The sequence below is a fragment of the Bradyrhizobium sp. USDA 372 genome (assembly GCF_053629095.1).
Map to the genome: position 1 here is coordinate 5,198,299 of NZ_JBRJHR010000001.1, position 24,587 is coordinate 5,222,885.

At 58.6% G+C, this 24,587-nt stretch carries 22 protein-coding genes and 4 pseudogenes; 17 read left to right on the plus strand and 9 right to left on the minus strand.

All coding sequences use genetic code 11. From position 1 onward, the window contains the following. Positions 1-772 precede the first annotated feature (772 nt). Positions 773-919: pseudogene (locus AB7M16_RS24360) on the plus strand (IS630 family transposase); the annotation flags it as partial. Positions 920-1,226: 307 nt separating this feature from the next. Here AB7M16_RS24360 and AB7M16_RS24365 read toward each other — a convergent pair. Further along, a complete protein-coding gene (locus AB7M16_RS24365) occupies positions 1,227-2,363 on the minus strand; it encodes an MFS transporter (protein WP_124163804.1) in 1,137 nt (378 codons plus the stop codon). A 464-nt stretch (positions 2,364-2,827) separates the two neighbouring features. Between AB7M16_RS24365 and AB7M16_RS24370 the strand changes: the two genes are divergently transcribed. The 3 genes from AB7M16_RS24370 to AB7M16_RS24380 all read left to right on the plus strand — a co-directional run bounded on the left by AB7M16_RS24370 (position 2,828) and on the right by AB7M16_RS24380 (position 5,517). Next, on the plus strand, positions 2,828-3,289 hold the full coding sequence (locus AB7M16_RS24370; protein WP_225115040.1) for a hypothetical protein: 462 nt from the start codon (positions 2,828-2,830) through the stop codon (positions 3,287-3,289). 67 nt (positions 3,290-3,356) lie between these two features. Continuing rightward, the gene (locus AB7M16_RS24375; protein WP_199752454.1) at positions 3,357-4,631 is read left to right on the plus strand and encodes an IS256 family transposase; all 1,275 of its coding nucleotides are present in this window, start codon (positions 3,357-3,359) and stop codon (positions 4,629-4,631) included. A 259-nt stretch (positions 4,632-4,890) separates the two neighbouring features. Then, complete coding sequence (locus AB7M16_RS24380; protein ID WP_245334314.1) at positions 4,891-5,517, plus strand: gamma-glutamylcyclotransferase family protein; 627 nt, start codon at positions 4,891-4,893, stop codon at positions 5,515-5,517. A 200-nt stretch (positions 5,518-5,717) separates the two neighbouring features. On the opposite strand, the gene AB7M16_RS24385 is transcribed toward AB7M16_RS24380, so the two are convergent. Continuing rightward, positions 5,718-6,272, minus strand: a complete 555-nt coding sequence (locus AB7M16_RS24385) for an AidA/PixA family protein (protein WP_453945392.1) — start codon at positions 6,270-6,272, stop codon at positions 5,718-5,720. Between the two features lie 294 nt (positions 6,273-6,566). Further along, positions 6,567-7,070: an inclusion body family protein gene (locus tag AB7M16_RS24390; protein WP_036032112.1), complete on the minus strand. Its 504-nt coding sequence runs from the start codon at positions 7,068-7,070 to the stop codon at positions 6,567-6,569. 829 nt (positions 7,071-7,899) lie between these two features. On the opposite strand from AB7M16_RS24390, the gene AB7M16_RS24395 reads away from it, so the two are divergent. Continuing rightward, positions 7,900-8,493 carry an HdeD family acid-resistance protein gene (locus AB7M16_RS24395; RefSeq protein ID WP_124163802.1) on the plus strand — a complete coding sequence of 198 codons (594 nt, stop codon included), beginning with the start codon at positions 7,900-7,902 and terminating at the stop codon, positions 8,491-8,493. 34 nt (positions 8,494-8,527) lie between these two features. Beyond that, positions 8,528-9,136: a hypothetical protein gene (locus tag AB7M16_RS24400; RefSeq protein WP_453945393.1), complete on the plus strand. Its 609-nt coding sequence runs from the start codon at positions 8,528-8,530 to the stop codon at positions 9,134-9,136. Between the two features lie 190 nt (positions 9,137-9,326). Here AB7M16_RS24400 and AB7M16_RS24405 read toward each other — a convergent pair whose 3' ends face one another. Both AB7M16_RS24405 and AB7M16_RS24410 read right to left on the minus strand, forming a co-directional pair. Then, entirely contained in the window at positions 9,327-10,043 is a 717-nt protein-coding gene (locus tag AB7M16_RS24405; RefSeq protein WP_453945394.1) for a hypothetical protein, read from the minus strand. Next, on the minus strand, positions 10,040-10,354 hold the full coding sequence (locus AB7M16_RS24410) for a DUF7662 domain-containing protein (protein ID WP_453945395.1): 315 nt from the start codon (positions 10,352-10,354) through the stop codon (positions 10,040-10,042). Before AB7M16_RS24410 ends, AB7M16_RS24405 begins: the two co-directional genes overlap by 4 nt. A gap of 1,351 nt (positions 10,355-11,705) precedes the next feature. Here AB7M16_RS24410 and AB7M16_RS24415 point away from each other — a divergent pair. From AB7M16_RS24415 to AB7M16_RS24425, 3 genes are all read left to right on the plus strand, one after another. Next, positions 11,706-11,924, plus strand: coding sequence for a hypothetical protein (locus AB7M16_RS24415; RefSeq protein WP_453945396.1), 219 nt, complete (start codon positions 11,706-11,708; stop codon positions 11,922-11,924). A 235-nt stretch (positions 11,925-12,159) separates the two neighbouring features. Beyond that, complete coding sequence (locus tag AB7M16_RS24420) at positions 12,160-12,396, plus strand: hypothetical protein (RefSeq protein ID WP_453945397.1); 237 nt, start codon at positions 12,160-12,162, stop codon at positions 12,394-12,396. Between the two features lie 7 nt (positions 12,397-12,403). Next, positions 12,404-13,303, plus strand: a complete 900-nt coding sequence (locus tag AB7M16_RS24425) for a hypothetical protein (RefSeq protein WP_453945398.1) — start codon at positions 12,404-12,406, stop codon at positions 13,301-13,303. A gap of 575 nt (positions 13,304-13,878) precedes the next feature. On the opposite strand, the gene AB7M16_RS24430 is transcribed toward AB7M16_RS24425, so the two are convergent. Continuing rightward, positions 13,879-14,313: a hypothetical protein gene (locus AB7M16_RS24430; protein ID WP_453947327.1), complete on the minus strand. Its 435-nt coding sequence runs from the start codon at positions 14,311-14,313 to the stop codon at positions 13,879-13,881. Positions 14,314-14,325: 12 nt separating this feature from the next. Beyond that, a pseudogene (locus AB7M16_RS24435) lies at positions 14,326-14,658 on the minus strand (hypothetical protein); the annotation flags it as partial. A 34-nt stretch (positions 14,659-14,692) separates the two neighbouring features. On the opposite strand from AB7M16_RS24435, the gene AB7M16_RS24440 reads away from it, so the two are divergent. Beyond that, positions 14,693-15,861 (plus strand): IS3 family transposase gene (locus AB7M16_RS24440; protein WP_453945399.1). Its coding sequence is split into 2 segments (ribosomal slippage): positions 14,693-14,957 and positions 14,957-15,861, totalling 1,170 coding nucleotides; the frame shifts between segments, so codons are not numbered across the junction. Here AB7M16_RS24440 and AB7M16_RS24445 read toward each other — a convergent pair. Further along, positions 15,821-16,540 (minus strand): LysR family transcriptional regulator, encoded by a 720-nt coding sequence (locus AB7M16_RS24445; RefSeq protein WP_453945400.1) that lies wholly within the window; start codon positions 16,538-16,540, stop codon positions 15,821-15,823. The two genes, AB7M16_RS24440 and AB7M16_RS24445, sit on opposite strands and share 41 nt — an antisense overlap. Before the next feature lie 427 nt (positions 16,541-16,967). After that, positions 16,968-17,642: a GntR family transcriptional regulator gene (locus AB7M16_RS24450; protein ID WP_453947255.1), complete on the minus strand. Its 675-nt coding sequence runs from the start codon at positions 17,640-17,642 to the stop codon at positions 16,968-16,970. 154 nt (positions 17,643-17,796) lie between these two features. Between AB7M16_RS24450 and AB7M16_RS24455 the strand changes: the two genes are divergently transcribed. From AB7M16_RS24455 to AB7M16_RS24485, 7 genes and pseudogenes are all read left to right on the plus strand, one after another. Further along, positions 17,797-18,345 (plus strand): hypothetical protein, encoded by a 549-nt coding sequence (locus AB7M16_RS24455; RefSeq protein ID WP_453945401.1) that lies wholly within the window; start codon positions 17,797-17,799, stop codon positions 18,343-18,345. Continuing rightward, a complete protein-coding gene (locus AB7M16_RS24460) occupies positions 18,293-18,964 on the plus strand; it encodes an enolase C-terminal domain-like protein (RefSeq protein ID WP_453945402.1) in 672 nt (223 codons plus the stop codon). The genes AB7M16_RS24455 and AB7M16_RS24460 overlap by 53 nt, the downstream gene beginning before the upstream one ends. A gap of 480 nt (positions 18,965-19,444) precedes the next feature. After that, positions 19,445-20,230: pseudogene (locus AB7M16_RS24465) on the plus strand (ABC transporter substrate-binding protein); the annotation flags it as partial. Between the two features lie 7 nt (positions 20,231-20,237). Further along, the gene (locus AB7M16_RS24470; protein WP_453947328.1) at positions 20,238-20,696 is read left to right on the plus strand and encodes a hypothetical protein; all 459 of its coding nucleotides are present in this window, start codon (positions 20,238-20,240) and stop codon (positions 20,694-20,696) included. 131 nt (positions 20,697-20,827) lie between these two features. Further along, positions 20,828-21,907 carry an ABC transporter permease gene (locus tag AB7M16_RS24475; RefSeq protein ID WP_453947257.1) on the plus strand — a complete coding sequence of 360 codons (1,080 nt, stop codon included), beginning with the start codon at positions 20,828-20,830 and terminating at the stop codon, positions 21,905-21,907. Positions 21,908-22,148: 241 nt separating this feature from the next. Further along, entirely contained in the window at positions 22,149-22,724 is a 576-nt protein-coding gene (locus AB7M16_RS24480; RefSeq protein WP_453945403.1) for an ABC transporter permease, read from the plus strand. Continuing rightward, positions 22,721-24,476 (plus strand): annotated as a pseudogene (locus AB7M16_RS24485) (ABC transporter ATP-binding protein). The gene AB7M16_RS24480 and the pseudogene AB7M16_RS24485 overlap by 4 nt, the downstream one beginning before the upstream one ends. Positions 24,477-24,587: the final 111 nt, after the last annotated feature.

Genomic DNA, 24,587 nt, shown 5'->3' on the forward strand with positions numbered 1-24,587 from the left:
GTGCGTTGCCTGATCGTTGAGGCCGATCAGTGCTGGAAGATCCGTTCCACGCGATCATGCTCGAACGGCGGAACCGGAACTCAGGAGGCTGGATCGCAAATCTCTCTACGTAAGAGGACGCGGCCGCTGTTCCCGCGAGCGGCCGGTCCTGCGAGGCCTCGCGCCTCATTTTATGCTTCGTTTGTTATCCGCGATTAGTGCTGTACGCACGCCGGATCGGTCAAACAAAAAAACAGATCGCAGATACCATTCAATGGGTCGTCCGCGCATTGAGGATATGACGTATCGGCTACCTGCACCTTGGTGGCGACGGGTTGAGCGGCGGCCTCAGCAACAAAGGCCGGCACTGCCGCCGTTGCAAGCGCGACGGCGCTTGCAGTTCAAACAGCAATTTTTTCATTCCAGAGTCGCTCCGTTAGATCGACCCCAAGCCGTCCTCACGGATATATGAAGGCGCCGGAAGTGGTAAATTGATTCTCTTGATCCGGTCCATCGAAGGAATGGATGAGTTCGAACATCTGCGCGGCCTCGGTTATGAGTCGCTCGGGAAAGCCTTTATGGTCGGCGTCTCGGCGGCCTCGACGCGGTCATTGAGCGGAGCAATCGGACAAACGCGGTGACTGCATCGTTCGGACCCCAATGACTCGCACTCCTTGGAGACCGGACGTGTGCTGCCCGAGGGGCCGTCACAATCCTGATGAGTGCACAAGCGATCTCTTCATGACCGATGCTACGACTGCAGAGATCGCTGGAATTTCATTGGTGTGTTCGGCTACAGGCTCTGCGCGCAGACATCATGGACTTCATCAGTCGTCACAACGACGATCCCAAGCCGCTCAAATGGACCAAATCCGCCGACGACATCCTCGCTTCCACCGAACGGTTCTGCCGATACAACGCCCAAACTCAGGCTTGGTGATCTTGCGAATTGTTGGTTCAGGACACTAAACTTCTTCGTTCGCAACATTCTCGGGCAGACACCGCGTAAACTGGAATGCCACGTCGACCGAGCCGAAAAGGATCCCGGCCCATGACGTGAAGAGCCAACACTGAGGAGCCAACAATTGGGTCCGAAAAACCTCGGGAGTTTAGCGCGAAGCCCCTCAATTTGAGCCGGCGCGCCTTCCGCATCATCAGCGGCGGATCACTGCCTGATCGTCGATCGCCTGAAGGCGCTCGCTTGTGCCGCCATCCGCCGAGCTGCGCGTGTCGCTGGCGCGTCGATCTCAGCGCGCCTCGATGGTGACAATGCGCGCCGACAGGGTGACCAGACACATGAGTGCGGCCAACATCGCAAATGCGCTCGGCAACCCTGCGAGGTTGGCGAGGAAACCGACGAACCCCGGTCCAACGAGGAGTCCCGCATAGCCAACCGTGGTGATCGCGGCAACCGCTAGACCTGCAGGCATTACCTTCTGAGTGCCGGCCCTCCGGAAGAGAATCGGAACCAGGTTCGATGAACCAAGACCAATGAGCAGGAAACCTGCCATCGCGAAGGGGGCGCCTGGGGCGGCCAGCAGAAGCGCAAAACCCGCGACGGCCATCAGACTGCCGACCACTAGTGTCGCGCGGTCGCCAACGCGCGACACTACGGAATCGCCTCCGAGGCGCCCGACGGTCATGCTAATGGAGAACAGCATGAAGCCGAGTCCACCCTGCGCTTTCGGTACAAGGCCACGGTCCACCAGCAGCAAGGCGCTCCAGTCGAGTATGGCTCCCTCAATAAGAAACGTGATCGCTGCTAATACCGCCAGCAGCACCACAATGGCATGCGGCATGACGAACAAAACCCCTCGCTGAGCTTGCGCTATTTGGGGCAATCGCGACCAAGTCAGCACCATGACGCTCGCCATGAAACTCGAGCAGATCAGGGTTGATGCAAAAGCACCAACATTCGACCAGAGCAATATGGTCATCGCGGCGGAGCCGGCAAAGCCGCCGATGCTGAATTGCGCGTGAAACCCGGACATCAGCGGACGCTTGGCTGCACGTTCCACCTCGACCGCACAGATATTCGCAGCGACATCGATCGCGCCGAGCGAGGCGCCGAAGGCGACCAGCGCGGCCCCGAGCGCCCAAGGCGTATCGGCAACCACCAGGCAAGGAAGGATGGGTGTAAGGCTGAACCCACCGATCAGGATAATCGGTTTACTGCCGTAGCGCGCACTCAACAAGGCGGTCAAAAGCATCGCGAGAACCGAGCCCAAACCTAGGCATAGCAGCAGAAAACCGAGAACGCCCTCGTCGACCGCCAGTCGTTCCTTCGCGAACGGCACCAGCGGCGCCCAGGCCGCCGTACCAAAACCAGCGACAAAAAATGCAAGACGCATCGCGAGCCACGTGGCCGGCCGATCGGCAGACATTTTTAGGAGCTCCGGAGGAAATTGCTAGCGAGCGCAGCGCCCGGGTAATTGCACAGCGTTCCGCCATCTAGGGGGATCGAAACGGAAGAGTCCACCCACCAAAAATGAGGGTGCACTGCGCACAAGCTCTTGATCTATCCAACTTTCTCACGTGCCGGGCTCGATCGTCTCGACCGGCACAGGCGCGCGATGAGCGATCCCGGCCGCCGTCGGTTGCCTCCATTGTGAGCCGTAGATTGCGGAGCTGGCCGGGCTCCGGGCGCTCTAGGTGTGTTAAAGGGGCAGACGTCAGCTTCCGAACGGCTAAGCGGAAATCTTACGATCAATCAGAGCATTACCGCTCGTGGAAGCGGACATCCCGTGTTGCCGCGCCGGATTTTGGAAGCTCCGCGACTCGTCTATTGTTGAGGCTTTCGCAAACCCTTTACAGCCGCGGTGCGACGAGCCCGTCGCGGGAGCCGATCATGTTGAAAGCCACCGAAGAAGAGATCGAGGAAGTCCGAGAATACTTTGAATGGCAGGCGGCCGATCTCGGAGTGACTTTCATGCAGAAGGTCTACTCGGAGACCGTCGGGCACACGCGCCACGATGTGTGGGACATCCACACCAATAAGGATCGCTGGTGGGTCATCACGGGCGGCACGAAGCTCTACTCTCAGGAGCAATTCCCAAGTATGGACCTTGCCCTGACCTTCCATATTGGCCTGATCCTCCGCGTCCCGCGCACGGAAGAACAGCGTGAGAATGATCTACGCATACTCCCGTTCGCTAACGTGTTCGCGAAGATGGAAGAAGCCGGAACCGCCCTGACACAGGCCCAGAGCCTCACTGACTATCAGGCCGTTGGCGTCCGATGCCGCGAGGCGCTACTCGAACTAATCGGCGTCGCGCAGGACTCGGCAAGAGCTATGGCGGAATCTGGGTGATGACGGTGTGAGGAAGGCGGCGTATCGAGGCGGGTGACGAGCCTGCCAGAACCTCTTGAGGAGAGCGATACGCCATGACCGAGACTACCAATGTTCTTGCTTCCGTCAGCCGTCCGCGGTTGATGATCCACTGACCGATATCGTTCGAGCCGGCGCGCGGGACCTGCTTGCTAGGGCGATCGAGATCGAGGTTGGCGCGTTTCTGGCCAGCACGGCCAATCTGACGCTGCCCGACGGTCGGGCGCGCCTGGTCCGACATGGGCACGGTCCGGTGCGCGCGATTGCGACCGGCATCGGTCCGGTGGAGGTCGCTCGTCCCAAGGTCCGCGACCGCGGAGCGAGCGGGCCAGGCGACCGCCTCCGCTTCAGTTCGGCAATCCTGCCGCTATGGGCGCGGCGGACGAAGAGCCTGGATGCCTTGATCCCGGTCCTCTATTTGCGCGGCATCTCGACCGGCGACTTCCAGGAGGCGCTCTCGGCGCTGCTCGGCAAGGAAGCGCCGAACCTGTCGCCTTCGGTGATCGCCGGCCTGAAGGCCGATTGGCAGGTCGAGTACGAACGCTGGCAGAGACGCGATCTGTCGGCGCGTCGCTATGTCTACATCTGGGCCGATGGCGTGTACCTGCAGGCCCGCATGGAAGATCACAGCGAATGCATGCTGCTGCTGATTGGTACCACGCCGGAAGGCAAGAGGGAGCTGATCGGCTTCCAGGTCGGCGTGCGCGAGAGCGCGCAGAGCTGGCGCGAACTCCTGATCGACCTGCGGCAACGCGGGTTACGGATTGCCCCGCAACTCGCCATCGGCGACGGCGCCCTCGGCTTCTGGAAGGCACTGGATGAGGCCTTTCCCGGCACGCGGCACCAACGATGCTGGTGCCATAAAGTGAGCAACGTACTCGACAAGGTCGCCAAATCCGTGCAGGGCCCCATGAAGAACGACCTGCGGAACATCTATCTGGCCCCACACCGGGCCGAAGCTGAAACCGCGATCGACGTCTTCGTCGAGAAATACCACGTCAAATACGAACGTGCGGTGGAGTGCCTGATCAAGGATCGCCACGCGCTGCTCGCCTTCTTCGACTTCCCTGCTGAGCACTGGATCCACCTACGCAGCTCGAACCCGATCGAGAGCGTCTTCGCCACGGTGCGCCACCGAACGGTGGGGACCAAGGGATCGCTGTCGCAACAAACCGCGAAGCTGATGGTGTTCAAGCTCATCGACGCCGCATCGAAGACCTGGCGGCGATTGAAGAGCACGAACCAGTTGCCGAAAGTCATCGCCGGTGTAAAGTTCATCGACGGAATCGAAGTCATTCCGAACACTGAAAGCCACGCCGCCTGATCAGGCCGCGTCACCCAAAATCAGCCATAGCTCACTCGGCAATGTGGACCGACACACCGCCGCAGCATGCGAACTTCCGCGCGTGGACGGAAATCATCTGCAACGAGCTTCTGCCGGGCGACACCAACAAAGAGCGTCGCGGGGCCGTTAAAAGCGCTCTGGAGACCGCATGGACGTTTTCCAACTGGCTAACGCATTCAAAGTCCGCCACCTGGCTTGATGCCGACATGGCGCATGTGATGTCCAGGTTGCCAGCGGAATGCTGTCCCGATCGATCATTCGTGCGTTGCGCGGTGTGCCTGAGGAATGCCCGAACTGCGGCTCGCCGCATCTCGAACCAGAACACGCTGAAAACGCTGCCGCACCCGGCGTACTCTGGGAACGACCGCGCTGCGCTGATTGTGGATGGACCGGCAGGCCCGTCCCAATCCTCGACCTGGAGGATGGACAGCCCATTATCACTCGCGAAGGCGAAAAGTCCGAAGAGCACAGCATCATGACGGTTCCGCTGCGCACGATCGTCAGGCCGGGCGATCCGCCGATCGAGCCGCTGAAGAAAGCAAAAACCGGGCCACCGGAGCCAGGCGTCTATCTTGCCTACGGGTCCAACATGTCGACCGCATGGCTGCGCAAGCGAATGCCGAGCTGCAAGCCGCTCGGCATTGCTACCTTGCCCGGGCATGCGCTTCGCTTCCATAAGCGCAGCAGGGACCTGTCTGGGAAGTGCAACGCATTTGCTAGTGGTAACAACAACACAGTGATCGGAGTCCTGTTCAGCTTCGATCCAGCCGAGCGCGCCAAGCTAGACGAGGCCGAAGGCGTCGGCGCTGGCTACGAGCACGAGATGGTCACGGTCATCAACGAGCAAGGTCGCTGCCGGCGATAAGGCTCGGCGCCGCCTCGAGTTAAGAGTCCGGAATTCCTTGCTGCGGCTGGCCTTCTCGATCACGGCCAGTACCCTCGTCGATACATGATATTTGAGCCGCTAAACGGGCCGAGCGACATCGCGAGAACTGGCTATTCCAGGAGCTCTCACAGAACTCCCAGCCGGGTTCGGGATTGAACGACCGCGCTCGGAGCGGCCGACTACGGCACCTCCCTTAGACCCGAGATGTTGATCTGGAGACGCCATCGGAAGTATCCCAGCACCAAGCAGGCCTTGTTCAAGACCATGAAGTTCAGATCGCAAGCCGCCACCCCATCGGCCAGCACTTGGCTCTGCCAGAAATGGTCGTCGATGCTTTGGTTGCCCGGCTGCAACAAATTCTCGAAGTTGGGCGTCGCGACGGTCAAGGCTCGGCGCAGGACAAGCTCAAAGGGGGAAAGGACACCAGCGTGTTCCTGCGTGATCCCATCAAACACGACGATATGCTCTCCTCTCAAGGCCAGGGCACTTCCACGGATGCGCAGATGGACGCCAGGCGTGACGGTCAGATCGAGATGGCCGTCATTGCTCCCGAGTGGCCCGCCATCGCGCGCGGCCAGGACATAGAGATGCTCACTGTCGACGCGTACGGGCGCCTCGGGCGAGAGACTGGCATTCAGATACCGTGACAGTAGCGTCTCGGCGTCGACGATGATGAGAACGGCAACGTTAGACTCGGAGCGTTGGCTCTTGGTTGAGGGTCTGTCTTTGGCCACTGTTTCCCTTCCTCCCGACCGTGGGATGCTCGGCAACCGCGGAGCTTGCCAAGTGCTTGGGCCGGCCGAACTGGATGGTGCTGACGGCGAATCGGTCTCATTCGAGAGCGACGCGAAAAAGGCGACAGCTGGTCGAGAAGGCCGATCTGCCAGGGACGACGGGTGAGGTCGGCACGCCTCCGGACCGCAAGCTCCGCACCTGCCATTTCATGCCACCCTCGGAGTCGAGGGTGGTTGGGATCATGGCCGTTGCCCCGCTGCGCGGTTCCTTCGACGCCTTGATGATCATCCGCATCAATTGTGGATGCTGATGAACGGATCCCACGAGAAGTATCCCAGCGCGCTGCAATTGCGATCGACGACCATGAAGTTGAAATGGTAGGTAACTCGTCCGATAGCCAAAGTTTCCGAGGACCAATAGTAATTGGCGATCGTCTGACATGTCGGCACGGACGGATTGCTAGGATTGGGATGCGCGAACGAGGCCTCCGCCTTCCGCGGGGTCGGCGTCGAGATCAGCTCGTTCCCTACGTTTCCGATGAAGCGGTAGAAGATCACTGACTTCTCGAACCCAAGGGAGAGGCTGGTCTCGCGCCAACGAATCAAATCCCCGACCTGGGCCTTCAGGTCGAGCTCGCCGCCCGCTTGCCCACTGATCACGTTGTCCTGATTTGTGATCATGTAGACATGGCGGAAATCAATGAGAGTGGGGCTGTCCGGTCTTTTGCTCGGATTCGAGTACTTCTGAAGAATGGATTCCGTATCAAAAGCAACAAGAACGTCTGTGACTCTGGACATGATGCTTCTCCATTGCAAAGAGGAATGTTCGGCTTTCGCCGAGCTCACCCCATCGCCGTAGACCATTGCGATGCCTGACAACGCCGTTCGTTGGATTACGCTGCTTCGACCGGTTCATCAGGAGTTGGTTGCGGCCGCCGAGTAGGCTTGAGCTTTCGTGAGCGGCCCATTCGCGTGATCATAGGATGATTTCTCCTCAGGCCGCGCGCATTGCAGGAGACCTGCATTTGCCGTGCCAAAGGAGAGGGAATCACTATCGAGGGCGTCGTCACTCCCCATCTCGGTTCTGGAGCGCTCAGCCATGGGAGTACTGTAACCAGTGGCTCCGAGGAGGATAATGTACCGGATGGATGACAGCTTTCGGCCTTCGTGTTTGTCCAACTCCGTCGTGTGGGCGCGCATACCACCCCCTCGAGAATGCGGTTAGGCCAATCGCCGCCACGCGCAAGATGTTCATGTTGTCGCGTTCATGCGCGTCGGACTTAAGACGTTTGGCGGCAAGCTGCCACAAACGGCCGCGATTTCACGATCGCGTCACGAAGAAGCTGGTTCGCTCTCGACGCGCGGCTCGCAAAACGTGGCACGCCAATTGCTCGGCCTACGACACCGCCTCGCCGGGCTTAGTAATGTGGTCCTCCCGCGTCCTGGGATGCGGTCCAAGCCCGAAGAGAGGAGGTCACGATGCGGATGGCACCCAGCAGGCGAGCATATAGATTGATGGGCACACTGAGTCGGCTGCTCGCAACGGCCCGCAAGCTCAACCCTAATCGCAACAAAGCGATGGCTAGGCGCGCCATGCTGCGGCACAGCTTTGGCAACGGAGACCTCCATGACAAGTTCGTCTGATATCGTGCGGCTTCGAGCTGGTCCGGGCACCGCTTCGCTAACGAAGTGGGGTTGGGTTTTCGCCCTCGGCGTAGTTTATCTGATCACTGGCTTCGTGGCGCTTGGCAGCGTTGCGCTCGCGACGATGGCGAGTGTGGTGCTAGTTGGCGTGATGATGATCGTCGCCGGCGTTGCCGAAATGATCAATGCTTTCCAGGTTAAGACCTGGGGCAAGTTCTTGCTATGCGCTCTTTTGGGTGCGCTCTACATCGTCGCGGGGCTTGTGACATTTGATAATCCTACGCTCGCCGCTGTGCTGCTTACGCTGGCGCTCGGCGCATCGCTGGTCGCCGCCGGCATCATGCGCCTGATCCTGGCGTTCAGCATCAAACGCGCAACGCCCCGGTCCTGGCTGGCGATATCGGGCGTCATTACTCTGCTGATTGGATCGTTGATCTTAGCGCGTTGGCCGATAAGCAGTGTTTATATTCTGGGCCTGTTTCTCGGCGTCGATCTAATCGTGGCGGGCGCGAGCTGGATTGGAGTCAGCTTCGGCCTACGCCGCAGTCCCATCGTGAAGTCACGATCGTTGACGTAATTGCCGGGCGCCCTTGGTTTCGAAGGAGAACGACATGCAGGAAAATAACAGCTTGGAGCGTGCAGCCTCAACCGCTGAGACTGCATTTGTGAAACATCATCGCGCAATCTTCCCCTTACTTCTATTCGCAACTCTACTGACGTGGGACGGCCTTCACGCGCAAGAAGTGCTGAGCAATACAAAAGCCGTGACTAAAGAATTCGGCAGCGTTTCCACTTTTGATATCAAATTCGCATCCGTTTCAGAGGGTTTTATCAAGATCTACGCGAGTGGTCATATCTCATCACAGGGCAACGACCATCGTCTGGTATTGAGAATCAACGGTGACGCGGGAAACTATCAAAGCTACGTCCTGATGAGCGGTCACGCCAGCGCAGGTGAATGGGACAATTCCGGCATCTATCTTGGCCGAGTGCGTTGGGGACAAGACGCAGATTTCTCAACGGAGATCACTATTGCAGCTAATTCGAAAAGTCAGAAGATTAACGTTGCTGCGCTAACGAACTTCTCGCTCGGCAACAATCTCATACTTGGATATGAAGCTCACGGTTTCTATGTCTCCAGTCAGCCTGTCACGAGTGCGGTAGTTCAGTTCACCGATAACGCTGTGGCAAGCGGCTTGGCCCACGCCTACCTTTACTGAATCGAATATACTCACGCCAAATCACACCGACAGATCAATCGCTTCCGAATTCTTCACGGGCGACTCGAGACCGCGATCATCGAACGCTCTGTCGAAAAGATGGCGACGCCAGCTAAGCAGATGATTCGAGCACTAAGCGGTCAGAAACGGCCCGTACTCTACTTCCGCCGCAAGCTCTGCGATCTCCGTCTCAAACGATGTTTTGCTTTGCCGCTGACGCAGCAAATCGTTCGAGTATCACGCGCAAATCACCCGGTTCGTTTTTTAGGTGAGGGTACACCTTGGCGGCTTCGCAAGCAAACTGCTCCCAGTCCGGCACATCGAGCAATGTCAGTGAACGGAGTGCCGGACCGAAACAACTAAGAAACCGTCGTTGGATCATTTTAATGCGCTGCAAGCGGATTGCTTCGCTTGTGTCGGGCTCTCCAGAAACAAGCTCGATTGCGTCTCTTAGAACCGAGAGACGAAAATAGAACTGTGTCACTGCCAGCAGTATCTCGGCGTCGAGCAGTCCGAGCTTTCCCGCAACAGCAGGCAACACGAGTGGGAGTGACGGAAGAAATTTGGCGTCTTCACTTGCAATCTTCCTCGCGCCCCAATCCCTCCACGGCTCTATGTAGTCGTTGGCGCATCGTGCAACTCGATCGACGATCTCAGCGTAGAGACTTGCTCTCATGGCTTTGATCTCTTGTTTCTGGCGCCTGTTATCGTGGTGGGTGACAGCGCCGAAGCTAATGGCACTGCCCACGATAGTGCCCACGAAGCCAATCCACCCCACACTGCTGCCAACGGAGATATTCACCATCACCCCAGCAGTTACCGCTCCCGCCAGAGAGGCTGCTGCGATAAGAAATATCATATCTTGTCGATACGGGCTTAGTCGTGTCGCGTGATCATTTTCATTCACGACGCATCCTCGATTGTCGAATTAGCGACCAGGTTCATAGGCATTCGCTTTTGCGGAAAATGCTCTCCCCTGCGCCGAAATGTTACTGTCTGCTGCAGATTTGGTTCGGCTTGATACCCCGGAACTGTCCACGCAAGGCTGTGACTGTGATTAGTTTTGACGGGGTCTTCGTTGGCCCACCACGCATCATATTCATACGCCGATTTCGGGATGGAGCGACCGATAAGCATCTCGATGTCGGCAAAGGTCATCTTGAGCGAGGCAGAGCTGTTTGCGACCAGCTTGTCTCTCAAAGGGTTATAGATCGACATCGGGCTCCCCCATCCAACGATTTCATATTATATAGCCAATCCGGACTTTTCGTCACCAATTGCGGATTTTGTCCGATATTTGTCGGTTTTCGTTCGCAGCGGCACTGCCGCCGCCGCGACATCATGTCGAGCAGCAACCGCGTCTGGGCCGAAGGCAGGCGGAAGTACCACCTTTTACGGCCCTGAACATCACCCTGAGCGGCTCTCGAGCAATGAAGCTACCGAAACGATATAGCCTATCCGGAGCCTTTCGTTCATCTCGATGTGTTAGGCCCGCTGGCATTGGCATATGTTCGAAGAAAAGCGCGAAGCCGTGCCTGCCATTGAGATGCCGGTTTCGGCTTTTGCGCTACAGCGGTCGCAAGTGGGCCACCGGTCGGGTGGAGATATCCTCCGGTGGCCCCTGACGGTCAGTTTCAATGCGCTGTCATGCTTTTAAGCGGCTAGCGTGGCCTCCATGGACCCGACAGGTGCATGCAGACGCACGCCCCGCAGAAAAGGGGAATTGCGGCTTTACCAGAATTAAGCAGCGCCTCGATGAGGCGACCCAAGCCCAGCAACAGGAACGCTGGTGCTTGAAATCCCCTCAGGCCTCGGAGCTTCTCGGCGGCGCTCCAACTACTGAGAGCCTCGTGTGTTAGATACGTCGCGGCCAATTCATTCCAGGATCTCACGACCTGATTCCTAAGTTGCATGCCCAAATCTTGTGAGTCCAGCCAACGGGTGATTGCTTGTAGTGGAGACTCAGCTTTGTTCTGTGGGGTTGATCGCGATTCGGCCCGGAGAACACCGCGCGGGTCAACTACAAGAATTTGTAGGTGACGGAAATCAAGAGCTGTCAGGCGTGCCGCCGCTATGGTGTTTCTGCATTGAACGGAGGGATTTCCGAAGGACGGCTGAGCAGCGCTACCCCGCCCCGACGACTTGCAAATTCCGAGCCTCGTTACTCCAAGAGGCGCTTGTTCGATTGGAGAAGATTCGGCGGCTTGCGATATCCGTTGGAACATCAAGGACGAGCCCAACGCCTACCAGCCCGAAGGAATTGACGCTCTGAAGCACGGTCGCTAGGGCAAGGTTGTAATCTTTGAGGCTATCAGCGAACATGACTGATGTGCGGATTGACACTTTGCGGTGGGAGCGTGAGTACGGGAAGAAGCCAAGCGGGCGCCGCTATTGGCGCTTCCGGATCATATCGCCCAGTATTGCAGTCAAAGACTATGAATTAAAAACGGAGATCCCAATGACGTTCCCCAGGGCGTGCAGGGGGGCAATAGAGAGGGCGCGGCAACGCGGTTCGACTCAAATCGTGCTGCTACCGTGAGGGACCCTGACGAGTTGGACGATCGAACGTATGTTTTACCGCAAGGCGCGCCGACGTGAGGTATTTGTCGGCCCTCGCATCAGTGCGGGCGGCGGTCAGGCGTGGATCGAACAAGGCGAACTTCACGCCAGCTTCGAAGATGCGTTCGCACATGTGACGGGCGAAGTGGATCTCGAAGAGTACCAGCGCGCGTTGCCGCTTCACGGGCGCAGCGCGCGGCATTCAGGCTGGTTGTTTTCACTCGCTTAGAGCAGCACAAGTGCCATCATCGCAAGCAGCCAGGCCCCTAGGAGGATGGCAGGTAGCCACGGCTCGTCTGCGTGACCAACCAAGCCTGGTAGGTGCCTCGCGGGTCTCTCCGAGGATATAATTCGACAGAGTATTTGAAACAATGCAGGACCAAATTCGAAAATCATTGATAGGCGCGTGCTCCTGTTTGCGCAGAAATCGGGGCCGACTAAGTAACACTTGAGACGAACGCGTCATGGCCGCCGATCCGAAAACCGCATCCCTCTACTCGCGCATGCAGAGCTACGGCACCCTGACCGAAGCGCCGCGCGGCGCGCCAGACGCGCGCTTCGCGCTGCCGGCAACTGTGCACTGGATGCGCGCGCTCGCGATCCTAACTGTCGACCAAAAGCTCGACTTCGCTGCCGGTCGAGGGTTCTACGCGAATGTTCACGCGCGCGGGATGCCAGATCCCCAGCTCAACACTGTGTGAGCAGCTATTGTTCGTCCTTAACCAGATAGCTGCGCTGCAGGCGCTGACGGCTGCGACGAACAAGGCAGACGTGGCGCGAACGGCAATTGTTGCCTGGTACTACGGTGTCTACCGCGCAGCTTCCGCCATGACGGCAGCGATGGACGGTTCCTTCCAGGACAATCACGCGGAGACCGCGCGGAAGTGGCAGGAGCGCTTCCCTGCCAACAACCTGGCGATGCATCCCTTCGCGGATTCCCTGTCGAGCGTCATTCCGACAACTGTCGAAACCGAACTCGCGCCAGTAAGGGCAAGGGGACAGCACTCGCTGGTCAACAAACCCACGACTGCGCAGGAAGCCTGGGGCTGTTGCGCGGAGTATCTTTCCGGAACGGCGGGCTGGGAACGATGGAATGTCGAGGAGAGGGTGAGGGAAACGGCCCAGTTCAAGGCGCTGGGAGTTTCCGATTTCCGGACGAAGGCTGCGCGTGAACTGCGCGACACCTCCTACGCCCGTCGCGGCATCAGTTTCCTTCACCAGGCGTCGCGCTATCGCGGGAAGGCGAACTACCGGGACGCCATCTACCTCGCCTATGGGACCTCCGTACCGAACCAGTTGTCGGGTCTCGTCGACGACATGCTTGTCGTACTGAAAGGGTTCGCCGCCATGGCCGGCGCCTACTGCTCACTGCGAGTGGGCAAGACCGCTTGGATAGACTTCGCCGACGATCTAGATCGCAAGAGGGCCCATTTCGATTTCCCCGAAGGACATTTGGTGACCGCCGGCGGGTTGGCCTGGAAACACGCCCGTGTTCAGCAAGAGGACCCATCAACGACGGCAGTGGATAAGGCGCCGGTGCTCTCGGTGTCGCGGTTGCCGGTCGGCAGACCGCACCACGTTCCTGAGGCTGTCCGCGCGCTTTTCTAGCCCAGCTACCAGGCAGAATCCCGCGACGGACAGCCGCCCTGCGCCAGCGGACAAGCGATCAGCGACGAAGAACAGCAGATTGCGCCGGCGTATGACCAGTGGCTGAAGATGAGCAAAAAAAAGCGTGTCGGATTGCGCGCCATAAACCTTGGTATCGTTCGGGCCCCTCTTTAGATGCCCGACGTTTGCCAAGGTTCAATTGAGCCGCTGATCGCGATCGTCTTAGCTGCGTACGAGACTGGCTGCAGCGGACATCTCATTCGTCATCGCCGGGGGCGGCCGCTGATTAGCTAATCAGGAGGTCGCGGATTCTGTTTTTCGTCGGAATGGCAGTCTTAGCCGAGGCGTGGCTAGAGGCGCTCATGGAACCATTCGAGCTTGCGTGGTGCGAGTTTGAGATCAGCGGATTCTCAAACACCTTCAAAAGAGGGAAGCCGAGGCGACCAAGGGGCCCCCACAGCGTCGTCCCTCACGTAGGAGCCTGTCGGCTTCTCCGGGGGCTTCCCCTTTAAGCAAACATCCCCGGTTCGAATCCAGCTCGGCGAGCCATTGCGGACAGCTCCGGGCCGAGCCCATTATCTTAGCGAACGGAAAAGCTTCTCCCGTCGCTTGCGTAGCTTGTCAGAGCCGATCAACTGCTCTGAGATCTCGCGGAACAGCCGGGCCTCATTCCCACCGCTTTGCATCCGCGTCACCGCGTTCTCGGCTTGCTCGAATGTGGGACGCTCTCCAAGTAACCACTGCTTCGCGGTTGAACTATCCCACTGCATGGCTTCTGCTGGTGAGCCCGGCAGTGCTCTTCGCTTCTCTATGAAACTTAGCATCGCCGCAAGGTTTTCCTCGGCAATTGGCCGGTCAGCTAGCGCGATCCAAAGCAATCCGATTAGGCCCAGCCTCGCCCGGCTCATCACGGAGAGATGTTCATTCACCTCCGGCTTTTCGTCCGTGACGAACTGTTGCAAGAACCTTATCGGTTGAGAAATGCGCACGCCCGTGTGGTGGTCGTGCATCGCTCGGATCCTGTCTGCTCGAAACGTCCGGTTAGCTTTAACGCGAGAGCAGTAGGCCAAAATGTGGGTTCGACCCTCGTCCTGCGATATGTCCAAAATGACAATGACGCGCTCGGAAGCGGCGCCATCCCCATTCACGTACTCTATCCGGTAAGCAGGCCCAGGAACGGAGCCCAATGGCGGAAGCGGCTCATCAGGCATTTCGCGCACATTCATGGAAGTCGTTAAAGTAAGCCCACCAGCTTCGAACGTACCGCTTGACGTATCGACCCAGCCATCATCGTAGGCGGAGTTTCGCTGTCTCGACCAAGCGAAAAGAATTACGGCAGCGCTCAATAGCACCATGAGCTGCTGCCGGTTTGATGGACACCGAGATTAGGTGTTTCATGAAGCCGGAGGTGCACGGAAGTTCAGTCGCGAGTTCAAGATCGAGGCGGTCAAACTGGTTAGGGAGCGTGGGGTGTCGGTGGCGCAGGCCGGGCGCGACCTGGATGTTCATGAGAACGTTCTGCGCAAATGGGTGAAAGAGTTCGGCTCCGATCCGGTGCAGGCCTTTCCCGGCCACGGGCAGATGAAGCCGGAGCAGCAGGAGATCGAGCGGTTGCGCCGTGAGGTCGCCAAGTTGAAGGCCGAGCGGGACATCCTAAAAAAGGCCGCAGCCTTCTTCGCGAAGGAAGCGACATGAAGTTCGTCTTCATCGCGAAGCACCGGGCGATCTGGCCGGTGGCATGGCTATGCGATGCGCTGGGGGTGTCGCGGTCGGGCTTCCATGCCTGGCTGAATCGTTCGCCCAGCGCCAGATCCCGCAGCGACGAAGAGCTCGGCGGCAAGGTGAAGGCCAGCTTCATGGCGAGCGACCGCACCTATGGTGCGCGCCGGGTGTGGCGTGATCTGCTCGCCGATGGGGCGGACTGTGGCCTGCACCAAATCGAACGGATGATGCGCCTGCAAGGCTTGCGGGCGCGGCCGCGACGCCGGCGCTTGCCGAAGGACAGCGGCGATCGACAGCTCGAGACCGGGCCGGCGAACCTCCTTGACCGGCAGTTCGCCGCCGAGCGGCCGAACCAGAAGTGGATCGCCGACTTTACGTATCTCTGGACGGCCGAGGGCTGGCTCTACGTCGCAGCGGTGATCGACCTGTTCTCACGCCGGGTGGTGGGTTGGTCGATGAGCGCCGCCATGACAGCTCAGTTGGTAACCGATGCCCTGCTGATGGCCGTCTGGCGACGCGGCAAGCCGGACGCCCTGTTGCACCACTCCGACCAGGGCAGTCAGTACACCAGCGAGCAGTTCCAGCGTTTGATGGCCGACCACGGCATTCTCTGCAGCATGAGCCGTTCCGGCAACGTCTGGGACAACGCAGCGATGGAGAGCTTCTTCTCGTCGCTCAAGACCGAACGGACCGCCAACAAGATCTACCGAACCAGAGACGAGGCACGAGCCGATGTGTTCGACTACATCGAAAGATTTTACAACACGATCCGCAGGCACTCGACCATCGGCTATCTCAGCCCGGTTCAGTTCGAGCGCAAGGTGGGATTAGCTTAACCTGGTGTCCATCAAACCGGCAGCAGCTCAGTTTCGCAGGGAGGGCAGCAACAACACGTTCGCTCCAGAGCACCAATGACTTGCCGCTCCAATTCGGGCTGGGATCCGCCACGACAGCGACATCGATGGCTGAGCTGGCGAGGTCCGAAATCAGATGCTCGCTCGCTCCGTCGACAAACTGTCTATCCACATCGGGAAAGCGGTGCCGATGATCGAGGAGGGTGGCTCGGAGATTGCCGGCTGACAGGGAGGTGTGGATCCCGATGGTCAACCGACCACTCTCGCCACGCGAGCGGGTCTTGAGACGAGCGGCCATTGCTTCAGCTTCGCCTACGATGCGCCGGGCATCCTCGAGAACTTCTCGACCTTCCATCGTTGGTCGCGTACCTCCGTTGGTGCGCTCGAATAGTTTGCTGCCCAACGTGTGTTCGAGACTTCGTAGGCAGCGACTGAGCGTCGACTGCTTGATTCTAAGCGTCTCTGCCGCTTGACGGATGCTTCGATGCTGGGACGCAGCGATCGCCCAGCGTAGATCTCGAAATTCCACAGCCACGCTCGAAGCCCTATGGTGAGTAGTGGGACCAAGTGTTTTCTTGCCCCTCCATAAATTGTGTTGCGTTAGCTCCTCCGACTTCGGCCGGAATACGTGCTTCAACACCAAGGGCGTTTCAATCTCCACGTGCGTGCTAAAACAGACAGCTAAAGGCTACTCACCGTCTTGATAAATTCCGTTCTCTCTCTTCCGCTTTTGCGTTCGTTGTTCAGAGGACAATCAAAGAGCACAGTGCGCAGGTGGCTGAAGGACGATCCTCGGCTTTCAATCGTACGCTCGGCAGATCTTAGGCCGATCAGCAAGGCCCGTTTATCGCCTAGCCGATCATTGCGGCAACGTTCGGCATGGGGAGTGGGTTGGTAACCGATATTAACGGGAGGGGTCCTCGATTCTGAACGCAACGCATCTGCAACCTCGAAGGCAAACGGGTTGTCGCTGTATTACCGATCCTCCAACACTGGCTGCTCCTCGATCCTGCCGCGAATGTCACGAATGATCTGGCCCAGCCGGCTGCGCGACTTTTGCGGTCGCTGACTGCGCACGCCTTCCCTCCCTAGAGCTTGCGCGAAGTCGCTTTGTTGGTCTGTTTCGTCTCTTTTTCCTGTATGTGCCGAATGAGAAGCTCGCCTGAGGTCTTGTTGTGCTCGCGGGCGTAACGTTCGGAGGCGGCCGCATCGCCCCTGAGCAGCGCGCTGATCATTTTCTGGTGGTTTGATATGACCATCTCGGGCCGTTCGAGGATTGCGTTCGAAGCGGCCATGTACATGCGAACCTGATGTTCGACCACGCGGTAATGATCGGCGAGGCGCTTGTGTCCCGAAAGGACAACGATCGTTTTGTGAAGTGCGAGGTCACTATCGTTGATCCGCTTCTGGTTGCGGCTTTTCGCGGCGGACTTCAGATCCTCGAAAGCCGCCTCGATCGGTTGCCTGCGATTCGGGTTGACGGCAGCGAGCTGCGCGGCAAGGCTCTCCAGGCTGGATCGAAGTGTGTAGAGTTCCCATGCATCATTGGATGACAAGCTCGCGACCTCCCAGCCCAAGTAAGGCTTCTGCTTCACCAGGCCCTCGCTCGTCAGCCGCTGCAGCGCCGCTCTTATCGTGCCGCGCGACAAGTTGAGCCCCGTCGACAGTTCGTCAGGCGTTTTCCTGGCGCCAGGCCGCCACTGGTGATCTCTTGGCGGATAACATCGGCAGCCGCACGGTCCAAACTCCGCTTCTCGACCAATCCCGAGATGATCTTAGCAGCCATTTTTCCTCCAACCGCGTTTTGCGCGAAATGTTCGTTTTGAGGTCCGGGCAGATATTGGCGAACATATTGACACCAGAGAAATCGTGCTGTTTGTTAATTGTCAACAATCAGCATTTGAGTTGGGGCCGTGCTTGCGCATCTCCGAAACCAAGGCCGTTAGCCTCGCCGGTCTGCAGCGCCTCTCCTCATCCGCCCCATCTCACAAGATCGTAAAGGCGGATGCGATCCTGTTATCGATTCCGTTCGAATCCGGCGGAGTGCCGCCTTGGAGCTTCGGCGGAGCGCCGAGATTGCAGTTCGACACGCTGCTGATGCGGCTGGAAACCGAACAGGGCATCGTGGGCTGGGGCGAAGCCTTCTCGCGGTGTGAGGACAAGTCGCTGAAGGCGATGATCGAGACGCGCGTCTTACCGCTCGTGATTGGCCGGAGCGCCCTGGAAATCGGCAAGATCAAATATGATCTGGAATTCCAGCTCCATAATTTTGGCCGCGTGGGCCCCATCGTCTATGGCATCTCGGCAGTCGACATTGCGCTGTGGGACATCCTCGGCAAGATTGCCGGACTGCCGCTGACCGCATTATTGGGGGGGGGCATTCACGAGCGAAGTCGAGGTCTATGCCAGCCTGATGCGCTATGGCAACTGCGACGATGTCGTCAGGGCCACGCGGCAGGCAATTGAGCGCGGATATCGTTACATCAAGCTGCACGAGATCGCCGAGGACGAAATCCGCGCCGCCGTCGAAGCCGCGGGGTCGCAGGCCACCGTCATGCTGGATACCAATTGCCCTTGGCCGGTCGCGGAGGCGCTCAAATACGATCGGCTCCTCGAGCCTCTCAATCTGTACTGGCTGGAGGAGCCGGTCTGGCCCCCGGAAAACTATGCTGGGCTGGCCCGCATTCGTTCAACCGGGCGGCACCACATCGCCGCCGGCGAAAACGCCGGCAGCCTGCATGACTTTGTTGCGATGATTGCCGCAGACGCCATCGACATTGCGCAGCCTGATGTCGCGAAAGCTGGCGGTATTTCCGAGCTCTTGAAGATCGCCGCGCTTTGTCAGGCTAAATCAATCGAATTCGTGCCGCATTGTGCAATCTTCGGCCCCGGCCAGGTCGCGACCATACACCTCAATGCGGCGCAGCGATCAGTCCCGATGCTCGAGCGGCTCTATTGCGATTTCGAGGCCGAGATCTACGCTGGCGCTACGCTTCCGGTCAATGGAAAGGTTGCTGTGCCGACAGAGCCGGGGCTTGGCCTCGACCCTGATCCAGGCGTGATTGACCGCTACCGCATTGCCTGAGAACGGAGGCGTTGTGACATGGACCATAGCTACATTCGTCTCAAAGGCCTCATCGGCGGACCATTACCGAACCGCGCAGCTGCGAAAAACTTGCTCGTCGTTTACGCACGAACGTTGCCGCAAGCCTGCCTGATCAGCTCGCCGGCGAGATGATGAGAGAGAGCGGCATCGCGCCGGAAAGCGCGGTCGTGGACTAATTTATGTGACGAGAGCGCTCATCAAGCGCGCTGTTTGCGCGTCTAACCCAAGAAGAGGGGACTCGAAATGGTAACGCGGAGAGAGTTGCTTGCAGGAGCCGGAGCAGTTGCCGTGGCTGCCGGAGCGGGTCTCAAATCGCTCCCGGCGAAGGCGGCGCAAAGTAAAACCGTCGTGCTGGCGTCGATGGGCCCGGTCACCGGCAACTGGGATCCAACCTCTCACACGACCCTGGGCCAGTTGAAGTTCGAGAAGTTCGTATTCAATCATCTGACACGCTGCGAAATGCGGGAGGGCAAGTCTGAAGAGCTGACCCCGGAACTCGCCACCACTTGGAAGCTGATTGATGCACACACCCTGGAGTTCAAGCTTCGGGACGGCGTCAAATTCCACGACGGCAAGGAGTTCGGTGCTGAAGATGTTAAGGCGACCATGGAGTATGCCTCCAATCCGGCGCGCCCGGCATCCGCCCTCTATCCGGGGCCGCGTCGATGTCGAGGTCGTCCACAAACTGACGGTCCGGTTGAAGACCGTTAGACACCGCTACCCCGCGTCTGCCTTCTGGTTCATTTCGAGCTCCTTCCAATCCTGTCGGCAAAGGATATTGCCGATCCCGCGCTCCTTCAAAAGCGCCCGAACGGCACGAACGCGTTCAAATACGCGGGCACGCAGGGAGACAGAAACAGCCTCGAAGCGAATGATGAATTCTACGGCGGACGTCCCAAGATCGATCGGATCGTCTATGCCTACGTTCCGGACGGCCAACACGCGCGTGCTGGGCCTGCTGAACGGCGAATATCACATTGCCGATCGGCTGGAGCCCGAGCAATACGCCTCGTTGTCAAGCAACCCGAAGTCACCACGCACAGGGCGCTGACGACCGAAAACAAATATTTGCACTTCCGGTGTAACAAGCCTCCCTTCAACGACGCACGCATTCGCCGCGCAGTTTGCAACGCCATCGACCGCGATCAAATCCTGTCCCTGATGGGCGAGGCGGCCACACCGTCTAACTGCTATATTTCGCCGACGAAGTTCGGCTTCACGGATATTCCCGATTATCCTAAGTTCGATCCGGATGCCTGCCAGAAGCTTCTCGCCGAGGCAGGGTTTCCCAAAGGAAGGGGGGCTGCCGCAACTCGAATATATCACCTCGATCGGGTTCTATCCGAAGACGAAAGAGTATGGAGAGCTGATTACAGCGATGCTCGCCGAACAGGGGATTGATGTTCGCCTGACTGTTCTTGAACCGGCCGCGTGGGAGCAGGCGATCTATCGCCGCGCTGACGGCCAAGGTCAGGGCCACATGTGCGACGTCGGCTGGATGACGGGATCGCCGGAGCCGGACCTCGTGCTACGACCGAACTGGCATTCAAGCGCCGCGCTGATCACCGGGATCAACGACCGGGAAATTGACGCCGTGCTAGACAAGGACGCGCCGCTACAAACCCGGAAGAGCGCCTCAGGATCTTCAAGAATGAGACGCTTCCCACTCTCGCAAACAAGGTTCCGAGCCTGTCGCTCTTTTCCGCCGTGACCTTCCACGGCGCGGCCAAGAATCTGACCGGGGCATACTATTTTCCCAACGGGCCGATTGACCTGAGCAAGGCGGACCTAAGCTAAAGGGGCCGCCGCAAAACTCGTTGGCAGAAGGCAGGAGCCGACATGCTGTTTGCGCTCGACTTCTTCATTCGGCGCATTGCGCAAGGCTTGGTATTGGTCGTCCTCGTGACCATGCTCATCTTTACGCTGCTGCGCGTCGTTCCCGGCGACCCGGTGCGTATGATGCTGGGGCCAATGGTGTCAGCATCTGTTGCAGAGCAGACCGCAAAAGATATGGGCCTAAGGGATCCAATCCCGGTTCAATTCGGCCGCTATGTCGCGCAAATCCTGACGGGGGATTTCGGGAGCTCCTTCGTCAGAAGCGCACAAGGCGGCAGCACTGGCGGCTCGCGTGGCGGCTCGACTATCGATGCCGCCAACCGCGCATCGGTTTTGGGCCTCATCACAACCAGTCTGCCCTACAGCCTGCTCCTTGCTGGCCTTGCATTCCTCTTTGCCTTGCGAATCGCGCTCCCGATCGGCATAGCCGCCGGCTTGAGATCGGGACGCTGGCCGGATCGGCTCGCACTGCATGTGGCTTCCGTCCTGGTTTCACTCCCCAATGTATGGTTGGCCCTTGTTCTCATCTTTCTCGTCTCTGCCAGGGCCGGATGGCTGCCGGCGATCGGCTATCAGGGGCAGAGCTACGCAATCTTGCCGGCCATTGTTCTCGCCATCGAGCTTGCCCCGACCCTCATCCGGTCCATCTCGGTCTCCGTGAGCGGAAATCTGATCGAGCCATACGTGTCGCAAGGTGAGATTCGCGGTCTCTCGCGTAGCCGAATGATTGTGGCGCACGTGCTGCGCAATTCCAGCATCCCTGTCCTCAATGTGCTCGGCATACGGGCGATCGGGCTTTTGCTGGGCGGCCTATTCGTTGTCGAATACGTCTTCAACTATCCCGGCGTCGGCCTCTTGATGATCAACGCTGTCTTTCAACGGGATTTCCCTGTCATCCAGGCCATCGCGACCCTCGCTTGTGCTGCCTTGGTGATGGTCAATATTCTCGTCGACTTTGCAGCAATGGCGATCGACAGGAGCTCCAATACTAGCGTCGACGGAAATTGCCAAGACCGAGAGCCCGGCGGCAACACGAGGGCGCGGCATCGCTGCCAGCATCCTTGCCCAGGCATGGCGGACAACTGAATTCAAGCTTGGATTTGCCCTGTTTTGCCTGCTGATCATCCTTTCTGTCCTGGGGCCCTACATTCTCGATCTGTCGCCCATCCAATTCAATGTCAGCAAGAAGTTCCTGCCGCCGGCACTGCTGGATCATTCGAGCTGGCCTTATTTGTTTGGCACTGATCAACTCGGTCGTGATCTATTTACGCGCTCCCTCATCGGTCTCCGGAATGCCCTGCTGATCGGAATCACGAGCGTTGCAGGAATGTTCATCCTTGGCTCAGCCATTGGCATGATCTCAGGTTATTTCGGCGGATGGGTCGGCTTGCTCTTGATGCGGATCACAGACGCGCAGATGTCGGTTCCCGCAATTATTCTGGCGATCACAATTCTCGGCGTTTCGCGCCCCACTCCGCTGACCATCGTTCTTGTTCTGAGTCTTGCCGGCTGGCCGGCGTATTCTCGCGTATCGCGGAGCGTGACGCTATCCGAGCGCCGCAAAGAGTATGTTCGAGCGATAAAGATTATCGGTGCCTCAGACGCGCGGATCCTACTCGTTCATATCGCACCCAATATCTTGCCTCCGATCGCCTTCGTGGCAATCCTGGACATTGCCCGCATGATGATTTTCGAGGCTGTGCTGGGCTTTATCGGGATCGGCATTCAGCCGCCCACCCCGACATTCGGCACCATCATCGCCGATGGCACGAAATACATTTTGAACGCCTGGTGGATCACCACGGTGCCGGGCCTCCTGCTCGCGATCACACTCTGTTGCATCAATATCATGGGAGGAGCTCTCGAGCGATCTCGCAACAAGATCTTGCTGGGATTCGAATGATATCGCCGGTCAACATTCTTGATCTCCGCAATCTGACCGTCACCCTTGATCTCGGGTCGCGCGGAATGCGCGCCGTGCTCACCGATGTCGATCTGAGCATCGATGAAAACGAAAGTGCTTGGCATCATCGGCGAGAGCGGCTCGGGAAAGACGGTATTGTCGCGGGCGCTTGTCAGGTGGGTCACCAGCCCAGTTAAAATCGAATCGGGCGTTATCAGCTATCGCGGCAATGATCTTCTGAGACTACCCCGGGCAAAAATGCAGGCGCTCCGCGGGCGCAAGATCGCCTACATAGGCTCCGATCCCGCCAGTGCTCTCGATCCAACCCTTCCGGTTGGCCGGCAAATCGTCGAAAACCTCAAATCCATCGAGCCTGGTATCTCCAATGGCGAGGCAGAGGGCCGTGTCATGCGCCTGCTCGACGCCGTAAAGACGGGGGCGAAAGAGCGATTCGAGGAGTTTCCGTTCCAGTTCAGCGGCGGAATGATGCAGCGCGCTCTGATCGTTGATGCGCTCGTGACGAACCCGGACCTTCTGGTCGCCGACAACATTACGCAACCTCTTGACGTGACCGTCGCGGCTCAAATCCTTCGGATCTTGCGCGAGTTGCAGCGGGATTTCCAAGACGGCGATTCTGTTCGTTTCTTCTTCTTTTGGGGTCATCAACGAAATCGCGCACCGGGTTCTTGTTCTCGCAGGCGGCTGCGTCGTCGCATATGGCAGAGCTCGACTGAAGCCGTTGGAGATGAGGCGTCACCTGCGGCAAATGATGTCGTTCTGTCGGTGCGAAATGTCAGCCGGATTTATCCGACGAGGAATAGAAACAAGCTGTTTGCAAACCAGTTCGTGCACGCGGTGCGGGACTCTTCGTTCGATGTTCGACGAGGTGACAATTTGGCGATCGTTGGCGAATCGGGATGCGGGAAGTCAACGCTTTCACGTCTCCTCAGCCGCCTGGAGGTCCCGGATTCAGGGCAGAGCTTGTTCATGGGCGAAGATATCGCGTCCATGAAAGCCAAGCGCCTTTTGACGCTCCGCAGGAAATTCCAGCTTCTCCTGCAAGATCCGTTTAGCTCCATTCCGCCTCATCTATCGATCGGGCGAACCATCGCCGAACCTCTCTACGTCCACGGAGGAATGTCGCATTCCGAAATCCGCGATCGCGTCGCGGCGACCATGCAGGAAGTTGGACTGTCGCTCGATCTGTTCGGAAAACTTCCGGTTGGATTGAGCGCCGGGCAGCGTCAACGTGTGAGTATCGCTCGGGCCCTCGTCCTCGATCCCGAGTTACTCATTCTTGATGAGACGCTGTCGGCGCTCGACCAGGTTGAGCAGCGCAAGCTTCTCGCCCTTTTTCAGCAGCTTCAAGACCAGCGCGGAATGACCTACATATTCATTTCACGCGACTTGGGGATGGTGCGACGAGCCTGCAATCGCATCGCCGTGATGTATCTCGGCCGCGTGGTGGAGCTGGCCGACAATCGGACCACATTCGTCAAGCCGAGACATCCCTATACCCGCGCGCTCCTGAGCGCGGTACCGACCCTTGAGGAGCGTCCTTTCAAGGCTGAGACCTACCTGTTGGAAGGTGAGCCGCCCAACCCGGTCCACATCTCGGCAGGCTGCAGTTTTAGAAGCCGCTGCCCGTTCGTGCTCGATAAGTGCGCCTTTGATGATCCGCCGCTCGCGGCACGCGAACGGGATGACTCGGCTGCTTGCCACCTGGCAGACATAGACCCGCACCAGCAATGACTTTGCTGTATTGCGCGACCATCCAATGGTGCTCCTATCTGGAGAGTGAACAGCATGGAGTTTGACTACATTGTCATAGGATCCGGAAGTGGGGGGTGCCCTCTAGCGGCG

What these genes read in the sequence shown, in the direction of transcription:
- AB7M16_RS24430 (WP_453947327.1), bottom strand. Translation starts at nt 14,313, where the DNA reads ATGCACGACCACCACACGGGCGTGCGCATTTCTCAACCGATAAGGTTC.
- AB7M16_RS24480 (WP_453945403.1), top strand. Translation starts at nt 22,149, where the DNA reads ATGTTCATCCTTGGCTCAGCCATTGGCATGATCTCAGGTTATTTCGGC.
- AB7M16_RS24410 (WP_453945395.1), bottom strand. Translation starts at nt 10,354, where the DNA reads ATGTCGATCTATAACCCTTTGAGAGACAAGCTGGTCGCAAACAGCTCT.
- AB7M16_RS24400 (WP_453945393.1), top strand. Translation starts at nt 8,528, where the DNA reads ATGCAGGAAAATAACAGCTTGGAGCGTGCAGCCTCAACCGCTGAGACT.
- AB7M16_RS24395 (WP_124163802.1), top strand. Translation starts at nt 7,900, where the DNA reads ATGACAAGTTCGTCTGATATCGTGCGGCTTCGAGCTGGTCCGGGCACC.
- AB7M16_RS24420 (WP_453945397.1), top strand. Translation starts at nt 12,160, where the DNA reads ATGGCCGCCGATCCGAAAACCGCATCCCTCTACTCGCGCATGCAGAGC.
- AB7M16_RS24415 (WP_453945396.1), top strand. Translation starts at nt 11,706, where the DNA reads ATGTTTTACCGCAAGGCGCGCCGACGTGAGGTATTTGTCGGCCCTCGC.
- AB7M16_RS24390 (WP_036032112.1), bottom strand. Translation starts at nt 7,070, where the DNA reads ATGTCCAGAGTCACAGACGTTCTTGTTGCTTTTGATACGGAATCCATT.
- AB7M16_RS24365 (WP_124163804.1), bottom strand. Translation starts at nt 2,363, where the DNA reads ATGTCTGCCGATCGGCCGGCCACGTGGCTCGCGATGCGTCTTGCATTT.
- AB7M16_RS24370 (WP_225115040.1), top strand. Translation starts at nt 2,828, where the DNA reads ATGTTGAAAGCCACCGAAGAAGAGATCGAGGAAGTCCGAGAATACTTT.
- AB7M16_RS24470 (WP_453947328.1), top strand. Translation starts at nt 20,238, where the DNA reads ATGCCTGCCAGAAGCTTCTCGCCGAGGCAGGGTTTCCCAAAGGAAGGG.
- AB7M16_RS24380 (WP_245334314.1), top strand. Translation starts at nt 4,891, where the DNA reads ATGCTGTCCCGATCGATCATTCGTGCGTTGCGCGGTGTGCCTGAGGAA.
- AB7M16_RS24460 (WP_453945402.1), top strand. Translation starts at nt 18,293, where the DNA reads ATGCGCTATGGCAACTGCGACGATGTCGTCAGGGCCACGCGGCAGGCA.